The 17,761-nt window shown below is 46.7% G+C and carries 15 protein-coding genes; 4 read left to right on the top strand and 11 right to left on the bottom strand.

Annotated elements, in window-relative coordinates:
* The first annotated feature begins 247 nt into the window (after positions 1-247).
* From OGY18_RS00390 to galE, 4 genes are all read left to right on the top strand, one after another.
* Positions 248-1,420 (top strand): MalY/PatB family protein, encoded by a 1,173-nt coding sequence (locus OGY18_RS00390; protein ID WP_286551185.1) that lies wholly within the window; start codon positions 248-250, stop codon positions 1,418-1,420.
* A gap of 154 nt (positions 1,421-1,574) precedes the next feature.
* On the top strand, positions 1,575-2,210 hold the full coding sequence (locus OGY18_RS00385) for a carbonic anhydrase (protein WP_003826059.1): 636 nt from the start codon (positions 1,575-1,577) through the stop codon (positions 2,208-2,210).
* 207 nt (positions 2,211-2,417) lie between these two features.
* Positions 2,418-3,356 (top strand): glucosamine inositolphosphorylceramide transferase family protein, encoded by a 939-nt coding sequence (locus tag OGY18_RS00380; RefSeq protein WP_126317533.1) that lies wholly within the window; start codon positions 2,418-2,420, stop codon positions 3,354-3,356.
* A 52-nt stretch (positions 3,357-3,408) separates the two neighbouring features.
* A complete protein-coding gene (gene galE, locus OGY18_RS00375; protein ID WP_149385068.1) occupies positions 3,409-4,425 on the top strand; it encodes a UDP-glucose 4-epimerase GalE in 1,017 nt (338 codons plus the stop codon).
* A gap of 46 nt (positions 4,426-4,471) precedes the next feature.
* Here galE and OGY18_RS00370 read toward each other — a convergent pair whose 3' ends face one another.
* Genes OGY18_RS00370 through OGY18_RS00320 form a run of 11 tightly spaced genes read right to left on the bottom strand, consistent with a single transcriptional unit; the run spans position 4,472 to position 17,596 of the window.
* Positions 4,472-5,863, bottom strand: coding sequence for a DUF4832 domain-containing protein (locus tag OGY18_RS00370; RefSeq protein WP_286551183.1), 1,392 nt, complete (start codon positions 5,861-5,863; stop codon positions 4,472-4,474).
* A 31-nt stretch (positions 5,864-5,894) separates the two neighbouring features.
* Positions 5,895-6,302 carry a hypothetical protein gene (locus OGY18_RS00365; RefSeq protein WP_003826052.1) on the bottom strand — a complete coding sequence of 136 codons (408 nt, stop codon included), beginning with the start codon at positions 6,300-6,302 and terminating at the stop codon, positions 5,895-5,897.
* Positions 6,303-6,304: 2 nt separating this feature from the next.
* Positions 6,305-7,417 (bottom strand): glycosyltransferase family 4 protein, encoded by a 1,113-nt coding sequence (locus OGY18_RS00360; RefSeq protein ID WP_057067649.1) that lies wholly within the window; start codon positions 7,415-7,417, stop codon positions 6,305-6,307.
* A gap of 1 nt (position 7,418) precedes the next feature.
* Entirely contained in the window at positions 7,419-8,630 is a 1,212-nt protein-coding gene (locus OGY18_RS00355) for a glycosyltransferase family 4 protein (protein ID WP_286551182.1), read from the bottom strand.
* Between the two features lie 14 nt (positions 8,631-8,644).
* Complete coding sequence (locus OGY18_RS00350) at positions 8,645-9,634, bottom strand: glycosyltransferase family 2 protein (RefSeq protein WP_200025624.1); 990 nt, start codon at positions 9,632-9,634, stop codon at positions 8,645-8,647.
* 4 nt (positions 9,635-9,638) lie between these two features.
* Entirely contained in the window at positions 9,639-11,009 is a 1,371-nt protein-coding gene (locus tag OGY18_RS00345; RefSeq protein ID WP_286551179.1) for a capsular biosynthesis protein, read from the bottom strand.
* Entirely contained in the window at positions 11,006-12,217 is a 1,212-nt protein-coding gene (locus OGY18_RS00340) for a lipopolysaccharide biosynthesis protein (RefSeq protein WP_286551178.1), read from the bottom strand. Before OGY18_RS00340 ends, OGY18_RS00345 begins: the two co-directional genes overlap by 4 nt.
* The gene (locus OGY18_RS00335) at positions 12,214-14,343 is read right to left on the bottom strand and encodes a GumC family protein (protein ID WP_286551175.1); all 2,130 of its coding nucleotides are present in this window, start codon (positions 14,341-14,343) and stop codon (positions 12,214-12,216) included. Before OGY18_RS00335 ends, OGY18_RS00340 begins: the two co-directional genes overlap by 4 nt.
* Before the next feature lie 2 nt (positions 14,344-14,345).
* On the bottom strand, positions 14,346-14,903 hold the full coding sequence (locus OGY18_RS00330) for a polysaccharide biosynthesis/export family protein (protein WP_003826038.1): 558 nt from the start codon (positions 14,901-14,903) through the stop codon (positions 14,346-14,348).
* A gap of 1 nt (position 14,904) precedes the next feature.
* Positions 14,905-16,191 carry an outer membrane beta-barrel protein gene (locus OGY18_RS00325; RefSeq protein ID WP_125112809.1) on the bottom strand — a complete coding sequence of 429 codons (1,287 nt, stop codon included), beginning with the start codon at positions 16,189-16,191 and terminating at the stop codon, positions 14,905-14,907.
* On the bottom strand, positions 16,181-17,596 hold the full coding sequence (locus OGY18_RS00320) for an undecaprenyl-phosphate glucose phosphotransferase (protein ID WP_198579494.1): 1,416 nt from the start codon (positions 17,594-17,596) through the stop codon (positions 16,181-16,183). The genes OGY18_RS00325 and OGY18_RS00320 overlap by 11 nt, the downstream gene beginning before the upstream one ends.
* Positions 17,597-17,761 lie beyond the last annotated feature (165 nt).

The following is a 17,761-nucleotide window of genomic DNA, read 5'->3' as shown; positions in this document are numbered from 1 at the left end:
CGGCCCAGATCCGCGAAATTTTAATCAGCGAGTCAGCTTGGGAAGAAATGACCTGCTTATTCGCACCTTCCCTAAATATGAGCCCAATGAAGCCACTGAGAATATGGTTGAGCAAAAATCATAAACTACTAAATAGCTAAATCTTAGCTATCACCAGGGTAAATTAAATATATCCATTAGATATACATAAACATTCTTCGCTTTTGCGTTGCTTACACTATTTTCAGAGACTTTCCAGGAGTCAACAATGTCTTTATTTGATGATATTGTCACAAGGGATGTTAATTGTCGCAAATACGGGCAATTACAACAGATGTACGGTACCACCGATGTATTACCGCTGTGGATTGCAGATATGGATTTTGCGACACCAGAGCCAATCATGAGCACGCTGCGTTCGGTGGTATCGCAGCCTGTGCAAGGCTATAACCTGGATTATCCACAATGGAAAGAATCTGTTATTCATTGGTATGCACAACAGTATGATGCCGATATCAAGGCACACTGGTTACATTTTATTCCCGGTGTTATAAAAACTATCGTACTCTCTTTAATGGCGCTTACCCGTCCAGGCGATAATATTTTAACCTGTACGCCAATCTATGATCCCTATCCTAATCTGGTAAACACCAGCGGCAGGAATTTGATTCAGACGCGCCTCATTGAGAAAAACGGGCACTATGAATTTGACTGGCATGATTTCAGCGAGAAACTCAAGCAGTGCAAAATGTTTTTGTTCCCTTCACCGCATAACCCCGGCGGTATGGTGTGGTCGCGGGAAACGCTGGAAAAAGTAAGCCACTATTGCCAGCAGGCTGGCGTCATCATTCTGTCTGATGAAGTGCATAGTGATTTAACCCTGCCAGGAAAGCGCCATTTGCCGTTTTTTACTGTTGATGAAGCGCCAGATAGTCGGTCAATCGTACTTACTTCCATCAGCAAGACCTTCAATACGGCGGCGATCCAGGGCGGAATCGCCATTATTAAGAATGATGAATTACGCCATCAGTTCTACCACTTTCTGGATAACTGCTACCTTGCAGAGACGCATTCATTGCAGCAGGCGGCCATTTACAGCGCCTTTACCCATTGCGCCGACTGGCACCAGAAATTATTGGCCTATCTGGCCGACAATGTAGTGTTTGTAAAAAGTGAAATCGAAAAGTACTGTCCCTTGATTTCCATTGTGTATGGCGGCGCGTCGTATCTTCTGTTTCTGAATGCGGAAAAAATGGATCTCAGCGATGAGCAGCTAAGCGCTTTTTTTGTGCATGACGCCAGGCTTGGCCTGTCACCTGGGGCGCAATATGGTCCCGGTGGAGAGGGGCACATGAGACTCAACGTTGGCTGCCCACGCCCGGTACTGGTAGAAGCGATGAACCGGCTAAAAGCGGCATACCAGAAATGGCAAAACGCATAGCGTACATCACACGATTTGCCCTGCCACGGTGGGGCAAAATTATCCAAAGATGTTGCTGAACTGCTATAAAGTCTTTCCCTTCTGTCGGCTGGTGTTAAACTGGAAAGTGTGATCTTCATCATAACCTGCTTAAACAGAGACAAGAGACACTGCTATGCAACATATCATCGAGGGCTTCCTCAACTTCCAAAAAGAGATTTTCCCTCAACGCAAGGAACTCTTCCGCAGCCTGGCATCCAGCCAGAATCCTAAGGCACTTTTCATCTCCTGTTCCGATAGCCGCCTGGTACCAGAACTCGTTACTCAGCAAGATCCAGGACAGCTTTTCGTTATCCGCAACGCCGGTAATATCGTACCGTCATTTGGTCCGGAACCGGGTGGTGTATCCGCAACCATCGAATACGCGGTTGTCGCACTTGGCGTAACGGATATCGTCATCTGCGGTCACTCCAATTGTGGCGCGATGAAAGCCATTGCCGATAGCCAGCCCCTGGATCCGATGCCCGCTGTCGCTCACTGGCTGCACTATGCCGATGCCGCGAAAGCCGTGGTCGATAAAAAAACCTGGGATAACCCAATCGATAAAGTTAATGCCATGGTGGAAGAGAACGTTATCGCACAGCTTAACAACATTAAAACGCATCCTTGTGTCGCGGTTGGGCTGCGCAATAATGCGCTTCGTCTGCACGGTTGGGTGTATGACATCGAAAGCGGTGAAATCCGTACCCTGGATAAAAACAGCAAAACCTACGTTTCCCTTGCAGATAACCCGCAGGTGCATTTCGAGTAATTCCCCCACTGGAGCAAGGATGCTCTGGACATCTCCTCTCCCTATTTCTGTTAGTGGACAAAAAACGGGCTTGCGACTAGTTTTAAAGTAGGCACTGGTGTTCCACATCGGTTTTCGCACATTTATACAACATTGCGACAGGCTCATTCACTGAGTCGCAAACAGCTGTTCATACATGGTGCTGGCGATAAAAAGGATCAGGTGCAAATGCAAACAAAAATAAAAAGAATAATGGATAAGTTATTTTATCATGAGTCGTGGGACATCATGCTTATTAAGGATAATGGTACACACTCATTCCCCGACAACACTCTGGAGATATTAAGCAAATCCACTGCGCAGCAGTTAAAAAAGAAATATACATTTCAGGCCGATCCTTTTCTGATTGAAAAAGATGATAAACTGTATGTTTTCTATGAAGCTCTTAGCTTTCGCAACTCAAAAGGCACGCTACGATGTCGCGTTCTTGACCGTGAACTGGTCGAACTTGAAGATATTAGGCTTGAAGGCTTTGACGACTTACAGTGTCATTTGTCATTCCCTTATCTGATACATATCAACGATCAACTGTTCATGATCCCCGAGTCTTCAGAAAGAAAAGAGGTAATACTGTTTCAGTCAATTGAGTTCCCTGCACGCTGGAAGCAAGTTAAAGTTTTAATCTCTGATACCCAATTAACCGACAACGTATTTATCTCAATTAATGAAACCTGTTATCTGTTGTCCACCACGATGGATAACGAAATAATTATTCATTCAGCAGATCATATTTATGGACAATGGCAGCGGATTACCCCCTCATTGAAGGTGAGCAATCCCCATCATCGAGGTGCAGGTGCCTCCTATCAGGTCGAAAATAAAATGTACTTCCTTACACAGGAGTGCACGCCTGAAACTTATGGAAAATCAATCTATATCAAAGAATTAGTGACACTAAACGACACTAATTTTGCTGAAACTCTGATCGAACAAATCAATTCGTCGATCAACCACAGTGACGGCGTCCACACGCTGAACTTCTCAAATAACTATATTGTTTATGATACAAAAATAAACAAATTCAGCTTTTTATCTATACTTAAAAAAATTTCTTATAAATGCATGGTGAGGTATCGCAATTATTACCTTACCAAACGTTACCAATAACGCGTTCTCTATGGTACTGGCGTGAATCAATCCCCGTTTATCTGGAGTCTGTATGGCAATTCTTGTCACTGGTGGTGCAGGTTATATTGGTTCACATACTGTGTTAACGCTACTGGAAAGAGGCGATGATGTCGTAGTCATCGATAATCTGGCGAACGCCAGCAGAATCTCGCTGGACAGGGTCGCGGAACTCACCGGAAGAGAGCCCATTGTCTATATCGCCGATGTTCTCGACAGGCAGGCATTAAAAAACATTTTCGCCGACCATAACATCACCGATGTCATTCATTTTGCGGGACTCAAATCAGTTTCAGAGTCGATAAAAGAGCCCCTCGCCTACTATGAAAACAACGTTACCGGAACGCTGGTTTTACTGGATGAGATGCTGGCCGCTGGCGTTAATCGTTTCATTTTTAGCTCATCTGCCACGGTATATGGTAATCCAGAAAGCGTACCGCTGAGCGAGCAATCACGCACGGGTGGTACCACGAATCCGTACGGCACGTCTAAGTTGATGGTCGAACAAATTCTGGCCGATTTCTCACGTGCACAACCCGATTTTCGCATTACCTGTCTGCGCTATTTCAACCCGGTTGGCGCCCATCCATCAGGTCGGATTGGTGAAGATCCTAACGGTATCCCTAATAACCTGGTTCCGTATATCTCCCAGGTCGCGATTGGTAAGCTGGAAACCGTGTCTGTGTACGGTAATGATTATCCAACCCCTGATGGTACCGGTGTGCGTGATTATATTCACGTCATGGATCTGGCGACCGGTCATTTAGCCGCGCTGGATTGCCAGAACAAAGGCGCGGCTTACAAAGTGATTAATCTCGGTACCGGTGTCGGTTATTCCGTAATTAATCTGATTGAGGCGTTTGAAAAAGCGGCGCAGACAAAAATAAACTATCAGTTTGTCGCCAGAAGACCCGGAGATATTGCCGAATGTTGGTCTGACCCATCGCTGGCATACAAAGAGCTAGGTTGGAAGGCCATCTACAACCTTGATGAAATGATGCGTGACACCTGGAACTGGCAAAAAAATAACCCGAATGGGTATCGAATTTAATGTTCTCAGCAGCGAGCCTGACCGTCAGGCTCGCTGCTGTGTCTGACTAGCGTACCGTTATTGTTGACACCCGGTACCAGCCACTGCTCTGCTTCCCTTCATTGGCAAAGTTAATTCTCGCCACACCCGACTTATCCAGCATCGCAACCTCAATCGCGTATTGTCCTTTCGCCAGTCGGCCTGGCATAGATAACGCATAACTGACCTGATACTTACCGGGGAGCCAGCGGCGAATATCCTCCGAGGAATTCCCCTGTGCCACCACCTTATTGGCGCTGTCTACGACCCGGAATGCCAGCATGTAAGGCAGATAAATCGGTGCGATACCCTCATTGTACCAGGTACTGTTTAATGTCAGCGTTTGTCCGCTGTCCCACACGGACTCATGACTCAGGGACGCAAGGCGAAATCGATAGCCCAATTTGGTCAGCGCATCGTCGACAATCGGTCGATAGTCGCTGGGTATCGTTCTCGATTTCAGGTTAATGGTACTGGCGTGCTGCTTGACCGCCCAGTCAAAAATCCCCTGCACTTCAGCACGTGTATAGTGAAAGGTGTTCTTCCAGTCCTGCATATACGAGCAGATCTCCAGACTCACCGGCGCACGTTTCCAGGCGTCGTTGAACCCTGAATAACTCTGCTGCGCAGCCAGCAATCGCTGGGGGTAATCATCAGCCATATGGTTCCAGGTGTCCGAAAATACGCGCAGGTCCCCCCAACAGTCCGCACGCCACCCAGCCCCACGCGCCACGGCATTCGCCAGACTTTGACCGCCGCTTATCAGCATGGTTTTTGGTGTCACCGGAAAAGCAGAAAAGTGCATCGCGACGTAGCGATCCAGTTGCGCCGTGGTGTATCGCTCCAGTAATGGCTTCAGGTTCGGGAAGTTGCTGTTATGCCATTCTCCCCACGATCCCACCATGCCAATATCAACAAACGCGAGATTCTCATTACCATCGTAGCGCTTACCAAATGCGTTCAACAGACGCTGACTGTATTGAATAAACAGAGGATCGTCTAAATCCGGGGCAAATGTCTTTTTATCCGGCGTCCAGGTTCCTTTCACGCCTTTTTTAATCAGCCAGTCAGGAATTTGCGAACCGCTTTCCGGCTCTGCCAGAGCCATAAAGCGTAGCCCGACATTCATCGCAGGGCGATGTGCCACCGCGTATTTAAAGGCATCATCCACCAACGCAAAATTGTACTGGCCTTCGACTGGCTCCAGATCCCGCCAGTAAAAACGCTCGTATTCAAATCCGGTATTGGGATAGTCCGCCAGCCCCAGCGTTTCACCGTATCCCTGATGAAAACTTGCCACGCCAATCCCCGGATTGGTTAACGGGCCCGTCAATGCTTTGGGGGTAACGGTCGTCAATGCGGCCATAACCGTCAGCGGGAAAAACATGCACAACAACGCACAACCCCATTTACGCTTCATCGCAAAGACGTCCTCCACCAATTTGTTAACGCTAGCGGTCTTTCAGACTTAACCACCAGTCCCAGATACCTACGTGAAAATTTTGGAACACATCAATACCTAACGCGGATTTGATCATATACAGCGTCAGCAATATGCAGCAGGTGACGAATAGCACGGCAATCAGCAGCAAAAAAGTGAGCAACATTCTCGACAGGGTTGATTCCTGGCGATGCTGGCGGCGTAAATCTCTGCCAAACAAAAAAACCAGATAATAACGCTTGCTGAAAAAAGGAAAGCTTCTGCGAATATCGATCTGATGCCGCGAAGTCAGGGTTGTAGCAAGGAGCGCTTTTTCCACCCCTTCTTTTTGTTCAGGGGTCAATTCCTCCGCTATCCGCTCATCAAGGTGAGCGTAAAACCGTTCGATGGCAGGAGGACGATTTTGAGGACTGGTCAAAATTAACCTATATCTTTATCAATGGAGTGGTAGACGTTAACCGTCTTTTTGGCGATTTCATGCCAATTGTAGTTTTGCAAATATACACCATAGTCCACGCTATTTGCTGTTGCCCCTTGGCCTAATTTTTCAGCCAGACCGGTTACATCTCCCACCTTAAAATAGGCCTCGGCGGGCAGTTGAACTTCAAGGTTAGCCGGAATATCACTGACGACGGCCGGAAGAGAAAATGACATTGCCTCCAGCAGCGCAATGGGCAATCCTTCATGGTATGAGGGCATCACAAACAATTTAGCCTGCGAAAACACCGCCTGAAGTTCGTCACCACGTAAAAAACCAGTCATCACAACACCTGGCGTGTCGGCGGCAAGCTTTTTGAGGCGCACGCTGTATTCGGTCGGATGATCCGCATCGCCAATTAGTACTAACGGTATGGTCAAACCACTGTGTTGATAAGCGGCGATGGCATCATGCATCCCTTTTTCTTCCACAAACCGCCCAACCACCACGAGGTAGTTTTTCGGCTGCAGCCCAAAGCGGGAGAGCGTATTGTCGATGGTGAGCTGTGATAATAACCGCGGCTCGTTCACGCCATTGTGAATTAAATGCGCATCATAGCGACCGTGTTTTTTCTGGATCAGTTGATTAATAACTTCAGAAATCACAATCACCTCGTTGGCATATCTCACCGCCCAACGCTCACCCAGCAACAATATTTTTTTGGCTACATATCCCCATTTCTGGCGATCGTAATCGGGCCCGTGGTGGGTAAAAACCACCTTTTTACCCATCACGCGTAAGAGTGGGATCACAAGGCCAGGGCCGATAGCATGGACATGCACAATATCCGAATGGTCGATACGTGTCCTAAACGCCGCTATAACGGAATGGACAATAGCTTCCAGCGAGCGCTTTTTGGGTGCCCACAGCGCGTAGGTTTCGACTTTTTTATATACCGATAGTTTGTAATTTACATATGGCGAGCGAGCGATCACGCAAATATCCACGTCGAACTGCTGCTTAATGGCCGGATATAGATTCTGGCAGTGCGTTTCCACACCGCCCAGTACATCAGGAATACCACGCGTACCAAAAACCGTTATTTTTTTACTCATACTATGGCCTGCTCAGCAGTTCTTTATACAGCGCCTGTAAGGTATCCATATGTTTACTCAGCGCATATTTTTCACTCAACCGTGCACGACCTTGTAAGCCCATATTCCTCGCCTTCTCAGGCGAGTCAGCCAGAGCGTCCATCGCATTGGCTAACTCATGCACATTACCCGGTTCGAATAAAATCCCTTCGACACCGTCACGAATTTGTTCCGGTATACCGCCGATGCGCGACCCGATAACCGGTTTGCCTAAGGACATCGCTTCTAATATCGCCATAGAACAGTTTTCATAGCATTCTGAAGGCAGGATCACCGCTCGCGCATGCTTAATAAGCTTATCGAGCGCCTCCCCTTGTTGCACATAACCTAAAAAATCAACATCAGGGTATTTGGCGGCTAATTCATCATGCAACGGACCGTGCCCCACAACTTTCAGCGGCGCGCTGTTCCGCATTTTTTTATGCGCTGCCAACAACGTTGCCACGCCCTTTTCACGGCTCAGACGGCCAAAGTACAGCATATAGCCCTCATCGCTTACTTCGGCCAGGGGACGGCTGTCATCAACGCCATTGACGATGACATCAATGCGCGAATTTGGCAGCGTACGCAGCAAGACACCGCGTAAAAAAACACTCGGTGAAACAATCACATCCAGCGCCTGATAGTTTTGTGCAATGTACTGCCAGGTTGCCTCCAGAGAGAGCAGTAAGCTTTTTGAGGCTGAACCTTCCTGGCAACGATACCTGAAGGCATTGAAAACCGTCCCGGTAATACAGGAATCGCACACTTTGCCGTCGCGCAGCATGGAATACGCGGGGCACACAATCTTATAGTCATGCGCAGTCAGCACCGTTTTGCAGCCAAAATTGCGCGCAACTTTAATCAATGCCGGTGTTAACTGATGGTAGATGTTGTGAAAGTGGACAATATCCGGGCGCTCTTTTTCTAATAACGCCAGCATTTTTTTGCAGGCCTGCGAATTATGAATAAAGTTAACCGCCGTTTTGATACCGCCCAGCAGATTGCTCGCTTTGTGGTAGTCCACATTACTGACAAAATAATCCGCATAGTCCGAGGGGAAATTATTCTCATGATGCATAGAGAAATCAATAACCTGCACTCCGGCCTGTTTCAGCATATCGCGCTCTTGAAAATAAACCGTTTCCGCGCCGCCTTTAATGAAAAAAAACTTGTTAACTAATAATACTTTCATGGCGCCTGCCCCGGTTATTCATGAATGATTTTACTGTTAGGCGGAGTCAGCGGATCGCGTACAGGATAAAAAATACCTTTGATCAGCCCCGCTGAGCGTACGATTAAGTTAATAACGCTTTGCAGCCCATCTGTTAACGAGCGGTTTTGCACAATCTTCAACAAGGTAAACGCCAGTAATGGTAGAAGCGCAACGGCAAACACGTTGATATTAAAGGTGAGCAGCGCCACAAATAAGAGAATAAGGTAGAGCGCAAATACCGCCTCATTCTTCACGATGTTGAATGACTGGGAAAACCAGGGTTTCCCCCAACTACAACGCAAAAGCTCACCCGGAGCCTGGTAATAACCGCTGGTCCAGCGTCGCGCCAGCATCTTAAACGTCGGCAGCGTATGTGACGTATGGCTGAAGTAAGGAATATCCAGACGCCGCAGTTTATAGCCCGCTTCGATTAAACGCAGACCCAGCTCAGCCTCTTCATACGCGTGCAAATTACGGTTAGTCAGATAACCAATTTTCTCAATCGCAGAGCGACGATATAATCCACCACCGCCTAAATGGTCACTATCCCCGAGCGGATAGATTTTATTAATGCGTTGCTTACGCGATTTAAATTCATAGTTAACGGCATCATCCATTTCAACGGTTCCCGCAACGCCAGCATATTCTGGTTCAGCCTGCAAAAATGCGACGGCCTGATCCACAAATCCTTCTTCCAGCTCCATGTCGCCGTCCATCAACAACAGATATTCCCCTTCGCTATACAGATAACCTAACTGGTGCCCGACGCCACAGCAGCGATCGCCAGGGTCAGTTAAGGACACTACGGTCACCCCTTTATCGATCGCAAGCTGTTGGGTGTTATCCGTTGACAGACTATCGGCCACAATAATTTTGTGTGGATAATCAATAAGCTGCTTACGGATACTGTCAATCGTCTTCTCAATACATTTAGATTCATTGAGTGTTTTAATACTCACTGAAATAAACGGTTTTTGGTCCATACAATTACCCTACGCAGCGAAGGACGGTTCGACGAATCACTAAACTTGATCCTAGTGATAAATAGAACAGGAATTGTAACATCGGTGTAATCATCAGTATCTGGCTATAAGGTAAGCTAATTAAGCAACTAATCGCAAAAGCGTTAAACGCCGGTGCAAAGCTCAACAACTGAAGATCCTGCTGGTCCAGTTGCTCAAGCATCAGTAATGGCTTTGGCTGACAAACCTTCAGGATATAAATGAATAAGCTAATAAAGAGCAACGTGCCGATCACCCCCACTTCCCACAGCAGCATACTCAGGGAAGTCGAGTCGAGAATTAAGTTGTAGATAATATTCAAAAATCCCGGCGACACCGTACTACCACTGTTAGTGGCATTGAGTCCGTAGCCAAATAACGTTCCTGAAAGCCCCCACAAATCGTTATTTTTCAACCAGAACAGGAACGTCGTAAAGCGCCCTAATTCACCGGTAGACATAATGTAGTTCGGATCAAAGATATAGCTTAAGGAGTCGATAAAAATACTTAACGAGCTTTTCGATGGATCGCCGCCGAACGCCGTAGAGTAATAGTACGCGAGGATCACAATCGACAGGCTAATGAGCAACAGCATTCCCGCCACAATAACCAATAACGTCTTAAGATTAACCTTACTAACGTCTTTGACGTAGCTCGGTGAGAGCCACACCCACGCCAGGAATATAGGCGATAGCAGGATGACAAACTTCACTTCACCAATGATGCATAACCCGATACCGAGAACAATATGCAGCGCCATGGATTTGAACGTGGTGAGCCCATGCTTATATTCGGAGACTTTTAACAACATAATTAACAGGCAAAACAGGCCCATTGCGGCAGTATTCCCGCCCCCCATGGGGTCACCGCCAAACGTGCCAACCACGGAGTCCCATTTCTCATCTTCGCCGCGCACCGCAACGCGCTGGGGAACGACCAGTAAAACCTGATAAATCATTACCGGGATCTGCGCGTAAAACACCCAGTACAGATAGCGTGTTACACGATAAATCTGTGACTCCCGGCAAAACCCCAGCAGCAAACAGATCATCACCAGCGACAATGCAATTTCGTTTTTAAATGCCACAATCGCGACGGTGATCCCACCCTGAATCAGCGTCGATGTTCCAGCCAGTACCAGGAACGAGAAATACAACGCCAGGACAATCGTCTCCTGCGCATCCAGCTGCAGCGAGCCATCACGCGTCTGCATCACCAATAATCCCACCATCAATAAGGTGAGGAAAAAAGGTATCCACAGCACTGACTGCATGCCGGTAAAGTATTGCACCAGGCCACACAGGATCAGCGTGACAAAGGTATAAACCTGTAAATAGTATCCGGTATTCAGCGTCATAGTATCACCGGCTTGTCTTTCAGGAGATTGGCTCGCTTATTCATTTTCAGATAAATGAACGCGTAGCGAATAAATGTCAGTGAAGAAAACAAGATGACCGACGTTGCATAATCTTTATAAAAATAGGGCGTCACAACAAAAGCGAAGAGTACAATCGCCAGCTGTTCCAGTTGGATACGCAGAAAATAGCGATGGGAACCAAAAATAAGTTCTATCACCGTCAGAGGGCTTATCGCCAGCGCAGGGAATAAATAGGGCAACATGTAGCGTGACGTCTCAATGGAGTTAATCCAGTCTTCGCTAAAACCGAGGCGCATCACAATCGGATAGAAAATAAAAACCCCAAGGGTACAGATAACCCCTAGTACCAGCAATAGCATACGTACCCTGGTATATTCCTGATAGTTAAAGGTATTATTTCTGAAGTCGATAGACCACTTGGAAAAAATAGTATTGCGTACCGCGTTGCCGATGATCACTACCGGCGCCAGGCAAAAGCGGCTAACCACGGAAAAATAACCCGCCGTCAGCGCCGAGAACCAAAAGTTAATCAGCATAATCGGCAAATTGCTGCTGGCCATCGCCAGCACTTCCGCGCTGCCCACTTTGGTAATGTGATGAATATTCTGTTTGAAAAAATGCCAATTACTGGCGGGTCGCAGATGTCTGGCCGCCACCGAACGAATATCAAACGAATGCAAAATACAGCTTACGGTCAGCACCATCGTCGCGCAGGCCCACGACCAATAAAACAGCTGCACATGATGCGTAACCAGAACCGAAAGTAATACCACCACAGAGACAGAAATACGCTGGAAAATCAGAAAACGAAAGTTGGCCGTGCGTAGCGACAGGTTTTCTGAGATTAAAACCCACGCCGTTGCCAGCGTCAGCAAATAGAGAAACAGGATGTTCTGGTGAAACAGCCACGCGGTGAGCACGGCGTAAGGTAAGGCAATGATCGTGCTTTGGAGCAGGCAAAACACAACATTCTGTACCAGTTCGTCATCCTGCTGTTTAGGAATTAATAGCTGTGATGCAAAGGTACACACCTGAGCGCCCACCACGGCGATGCTGTAGTTGAGCGCATAAAGCCCCACTTCAGCCATATCGTACTTGTGTGAAATCAACCAAATAGACAGTGCACCAATCAACTGCGAGATGACTGATGAACCGGCTATCGTGGAAGCGCTCTTCAGTAGACTCATACGCGGCCTGGCGTTGCCATCAGTTGATCGGTACTGAAGTTCAGTGAACGCAGACCTTCTTGCGTCTCAAGATCCTTTTCTTCAACCGCATTGAGCACCGCACCAATCACCACGCCGTTATTTTCCTCGATCTTATCCAGCGCGTTGGCGATTTGTCCTGCCGAACCTGCCCCGGCTTTCACAATGAAAACAACGCCATCGACGGCACGTTTGATCAGTTGAACATCCTGGCTCTGATTCACAGCAGCAACATCAATAATGATGCGCTGATAATGCGATTTCAACTCGCGCATTAAGAGTTCAACATGCTCCGAAGACAGCATCAGTAAAGATGAGATGGTGCTCTTACCGTGTGGAATAAAGTCGAGATTATCACTGAGTTTGATCCGCGCCTGTTCAAGCTCTGTCTCCCCGCGTAGCAGTTCCGCTAAACCTGCAGATGTAGCTGACGCCAGCTCGGATGAAAGCCCACCAGTGTTAAAGAAATCCGCATCAATAAGCAGTGTTTTCTGGTCGAAACTAAAAGAGTTAGCTAACAGATTCGCCAACAAAGAACGCCCATCGCCGTGCTCCGTTGACGCCACGGCAAGCGTCTGTAAAGGTCGATTATCCAGCATAATCCGGGTACGGATACCGTGCACAATATCGGCATTCAGCGGGTTCTTCATGATCATGTCCCGCACCTGCGCGCGCCCTGAGATTCCGCTAAAACGACGAATTTCACCCAACGGAACAACATTGAGCCGTTTTTTCATGCGACTGAGGGTACCGATTGAGTTATCCATTGCCGCTTTGACAATGAAATACATAATGCTGAACACCACCACCAGCATGACCACCATCAGCAACAATAAAGATTTATTCGGTTTCGCCGGTTTTAACGCGGGTACTGCAGGGTCGTATAACACCGCATCGGCATTCACGCCGGACAGCGACAGCTCCTGAGTACGTTGATAAAGCGATTTATACAGGTCTTCCATTTTATCTAACGACAGCTTTTGACTGTTCCAGGCATCCCGCTTTGACGCCATTTTCTGGAAGATCTCTTTCTGCTCATCCACCTGTTGTTGATAGTTTTTTTCGTCCGCCAGCGCCGCCAGATATTGCTGACGTAAACCGACTTTCAGCTCGCCCAACACTCGTCCGGTCTGGCTTTGGATCGACTGAACATCGGCTTCTGCTTTTAAAATGGCAGGATTTTTTGGCCCATAGACTTTACGCTGTTCGGACAACGTTCGTTGCGCCTGAATCAACGCAATGCGCAAATCCTGGATCTGAGCGTGGTTAGAGACCGAAGGCAGCGAGATAACGCTCTCAATGGACTTACCTCCCCCGTTCACCTCGTTATAGACGGATTCAGCGGCAACCCGACGCTGGGTCGCATCGGCCAGGCGATTGGTTACGATACTTAACTGCTCGGTTTCAAAACCATCGATACCGCGGAAGGTCAGCAGCCCGGCATTTTTCAGATAGCTGTCCATCTCGTCTTTTTGCTTAGCTATCGACTTCTGAATCTCTTCCATTTTTTCAAAATTCAGTTCGCGAGCTTTCTCCACCTTCAGGCGTTTCTGCTCCACCGTGTAGTTGATGAAAGCCTGCGCGACGCCATTCGCAATGTCAGCCGCAACCTGAGGGGACGTTGATTCATAGGTAATAGACGCCAGGTTCGTCGTACGAATACCAATGACATTCAGATTTTTCGCCAGCGTTTTCAGCGCTTGCTCCATTCTCAGTTGTCGACTTTCATTGCTATCAGCCCCCTGAGCACCGGCTTTTTCCCCGGTAAACTCCGGGTTTTCATCCAGCTTCATATCACGTACGGCTTGCTCCAGCACAATACGTGAATGCATCAACGCATATTGTGTTTCGTAGTAACCACTGCGCGTTGAATCGAAACCATCAACCTGTGGAAACGGAGAAACGTTATCAGCCTGCGCCTTAATCAGCACCGTCGCCGTTGAAACATACTTTGAAGACATCATGCTGATTAACGGATACGCGACGACCCCGGCAACGATACCGGCCAGCGCGATTTTCCAGGCGTTCTTTTTCAGCTCTTTGGCAAAGCGGGAGAATTCGACACTGCTTTCTCGTTTTTTGCCGTTTTCCACTATTGATAGTTTCATCGTCAGAAGAACCCCATGCCAATAATCACGACATCCCCAGGATGAACAGAGTGCGTTAAATCGACATTCTCAAGCAGCTGATTGCTCCCTGACAGGCGAATGTTGATATCTTTTCGGTCAGCACGATCTGTAAATCCACCCGCCTGCGCAATAGATTTCTCGACGGTAAGCCCTGGCTCATAGGCGAAGCCATTTGGACTTTTTACCTCACCTGAAACATAGTATTTGCGGAACTCGGCAATACTCACCGTCACCATCGGAGATGTAAAATAATCTCCGGTCAGGCGTTGAGTTAATTCTTTAGTCACTTGATCAACGGTTTTATCTTGTAATTTAAGAGCACCAACAAACGGGAAATTAATTTCCCCGCTCTTATCCAAAATAAACCGCATCGTCATATCGGGTTGACCATGAACAGCGATATTGACCGTATCCCCCGCCCCAAGCCGGTAATCCTGCTGAACAGTAGCAGGATCGTCCATTAATCGCGGGCTGGACGCTGTGCATCCGACCAACAGGATACTGAATAGCAAAACCGCGCACAGTTCTATTATTTTCATTTTAGATCTGAACCTTAGCTTTAAGCATAATCATAGAATTATCATAACCCAACGTTCTAATGACTTCCTGATTGTCGTTGGGACCGATATAAAACGAGTCAGTATCCTTATTCGAATTTAATGTATCTATCTGATATTTAATCTCAAAATTAACCGACGGCGTGTAGTCATAGCTCATGGTGACGCTAAACACGCCATCTTTATCATGCCGATCCTTGTTCTGTTTTTTATAGTCTTCCGAAGTGAATGAGTAGTCCAATAAAGTAGAAAAACGAGTACCTAACCAGAAATGCTGGTAAGAAAGGCCATACTGGGTCACTAAAATATATCCCCCAACTTCCGATGGGTCTTTAATGCTTTGCGCAGAATGGGCAGTGAAAACAGACTGCTGTAACGGCTTCCACTCCGCTTTTATGTCCCAGTTTAGACCATTAAAATCATGCGAGTTTGCGTTGTTTTCAAATGTTTTATACAGCCATGAAATATTCATGTCGACATTGGTTTTCCCCGTCAACTGCGACTTCAGGCCATACAGCAAATAATACTCATTAGTGTCTTTATCTGAGTTGTTATCATAGCGACGCTGGTTAGTAATAAAGCTATAGCGAAAGCGCGTTCTGGATGAGTATTGGTCAAAAACTTCCGCTATCAGGCTATTTTCATGCCATTCCTGTTCCTGAATATAATTGTAGAAGTCCTCACTGCTGTCCCGAACATCAGAGGTGTTACCGAAAGTCAGTTTTTTGTATAACAACGCCAGTTCCGCTTTGCCGCGACCATCAGGCGCACCGTAGCTGTAGCGCAATTCACTATTGATAAAATTCGTCGTCAGCGGAGATTTAATCCCATACTGCTCAAACTGACTCGGTAGAAAACCCTCGGTGATATCACGGCCGCGGGATTCATGCCCAAGCGAATCCTCCAGATTGAGGGTTAAGCCATGCATGAGCCCATAACGCCAGGCACCGTTAAAACGGAAAAAATGATCGTTGTAGTTATCAGCAGAATCGCTTGAGTAGTTACGATAATCCCCAGAGTACATCAGCAAATACTTATCCTGACCACGCTCTCCAATCATACTCAGAACGGGCGCAGCACTCTGAAACGAGGAACCGATAGCATCGCTGCTATGTGGCTGATAAGACACGTTATCATTATAACCATAGTCCACAGCGACCTTGCCCTGGAAGTCTATCCCCGCAAAGCCAATGTGTGATTTCGGTGTTAAATCAGCCCATGCGGACTGCGATATCACGATTCCGGTAATAACGAGTAATTTAGTATGCATTCTTACCGACAAATCCTTTGAAAATAGTTTTAATAATAATTTTTATATCCAGCCATAACGACCAGTTTTGAATGTACTCAATATCGTACTGAACCCTTTTTTCCATCTTATAAAGCGCATCGATTTCCCCACGGAACCCGTTGATCTGCGCAAGCCCAGTGATCCCTGGCTTAACTTTATGGCGAATCATGTAATTTTCGACCTGTTTGCGGTACTGCTCATTATGCGTAACCGCATGAGGTCTGGGACCGACAATCGACATACTTCCCTGCAAAACATTAATAAATTGCGGAAGTTCATCCAGCGAAGTGCGGCGCAAAAAGCTCCCGAATTTGGTTACCCGTGGATCGTTTTTAGTGGCCTGAATAACCGTATCGGAATTCTCCATGACGCGCATAGAACGAAACTTCCAGACCTTAATTTTTTGCCCGCTCAAGCCATAGCGGTCCTGTTTGAAAAAAACAGGCCCACGGGACGTGAGTTTGATACCAATGGCAATCGCCAGCATCAGGGAGGAAATCATCACCATAATGACGCTGCCAAGAACCAAATCTTCCGCCCGCTTAATAAACGAGCCAGCCCCCTCAAAAGGTGAACTAAAGATACCGATAGTTTGCAGATTGTGGATGGATCGTAACTTGGACATGTTGTTACTGTAGGTATAAAAGTCAGGGACAATATAGGTATCTACGGTGGTGTCTGACATCATGGCCAAAAAGTGACGAATGCGATGTAAAGCAACCATCGGTAAAGCAATATAGATTTCGTCTATGTTTCCCTTCTTGGCTTCCTCGACCAGATTGATAACCGGACCACGAAAGGGACTTTTAACCTTATCAACGACATCGCCACAACGAGATAAGGCGCGCTCATCATAAAAGGCCAGATCTAATGTGATATTGGCGTATTCATTCATTAGCGCGGTTTCTGCGGCCAGACCATTGTCGGTCAGACCAATAATCGCCACCCGTATACTCTTTTTCGTTGAATACTTAAAAATAAAAAAACGAATGTAGTAAAGAAAAGGTAATGGAATGAAGTACCAGTAAATAATGGCTGAATAAAAAGGGGAAGGCAGTCTGTCTAAGTAGCCCAGTGACTCAGGTTCAGCCACCGTCATACTGACCAGTTCGTTAAAAAAAATCGCCAGCAGCGTACAAAAAACCAAGCGCTTTTGATTACGTAAACCGATCGTCTTAATCTTTTGCTGGTACATTTTAATGTATTCAGCAAACAGCAAGAAAAAGATGGAGAAGAGAAGACTCAAAATCGCAATGGTGTTAAAGGGCATCAAACCCAGCAGATGGGCGCTAAAAATTAACGTCACATTGATAACAATGAAATCGACCAGTTTTAAAAAGACTGGATATCCCTGGCTGCTAATCTTTAGCGATTTTTTAAGCATATCTCAGCCCATTATTTATTGATCTTTAATTGTTTTTTTCTCATTTCATGTTGCTAATTATATCACAAGTCTAAAAAACGCAATGGCACATTGTCAGTAAATGTAAAAAATAATACTCATTACTGTGACAACCCTCTCCAGTGAAATTGTATCTATATGATTTTA

The sequence above is a fragment of the Citrobacter sp. Cpo142 genome (genome assembly GCF_030332425.1).
Classification (GTDB): Bacteria; Pseudomonadota; Gammaproteobacteria; order Enterobacterales; family Enterobacteriaceae; genus Citrobacter; species Citrobacter portucalensis.
This window is presented reverse-complemented; position numbering and strand designations above follow the sequence as displayed.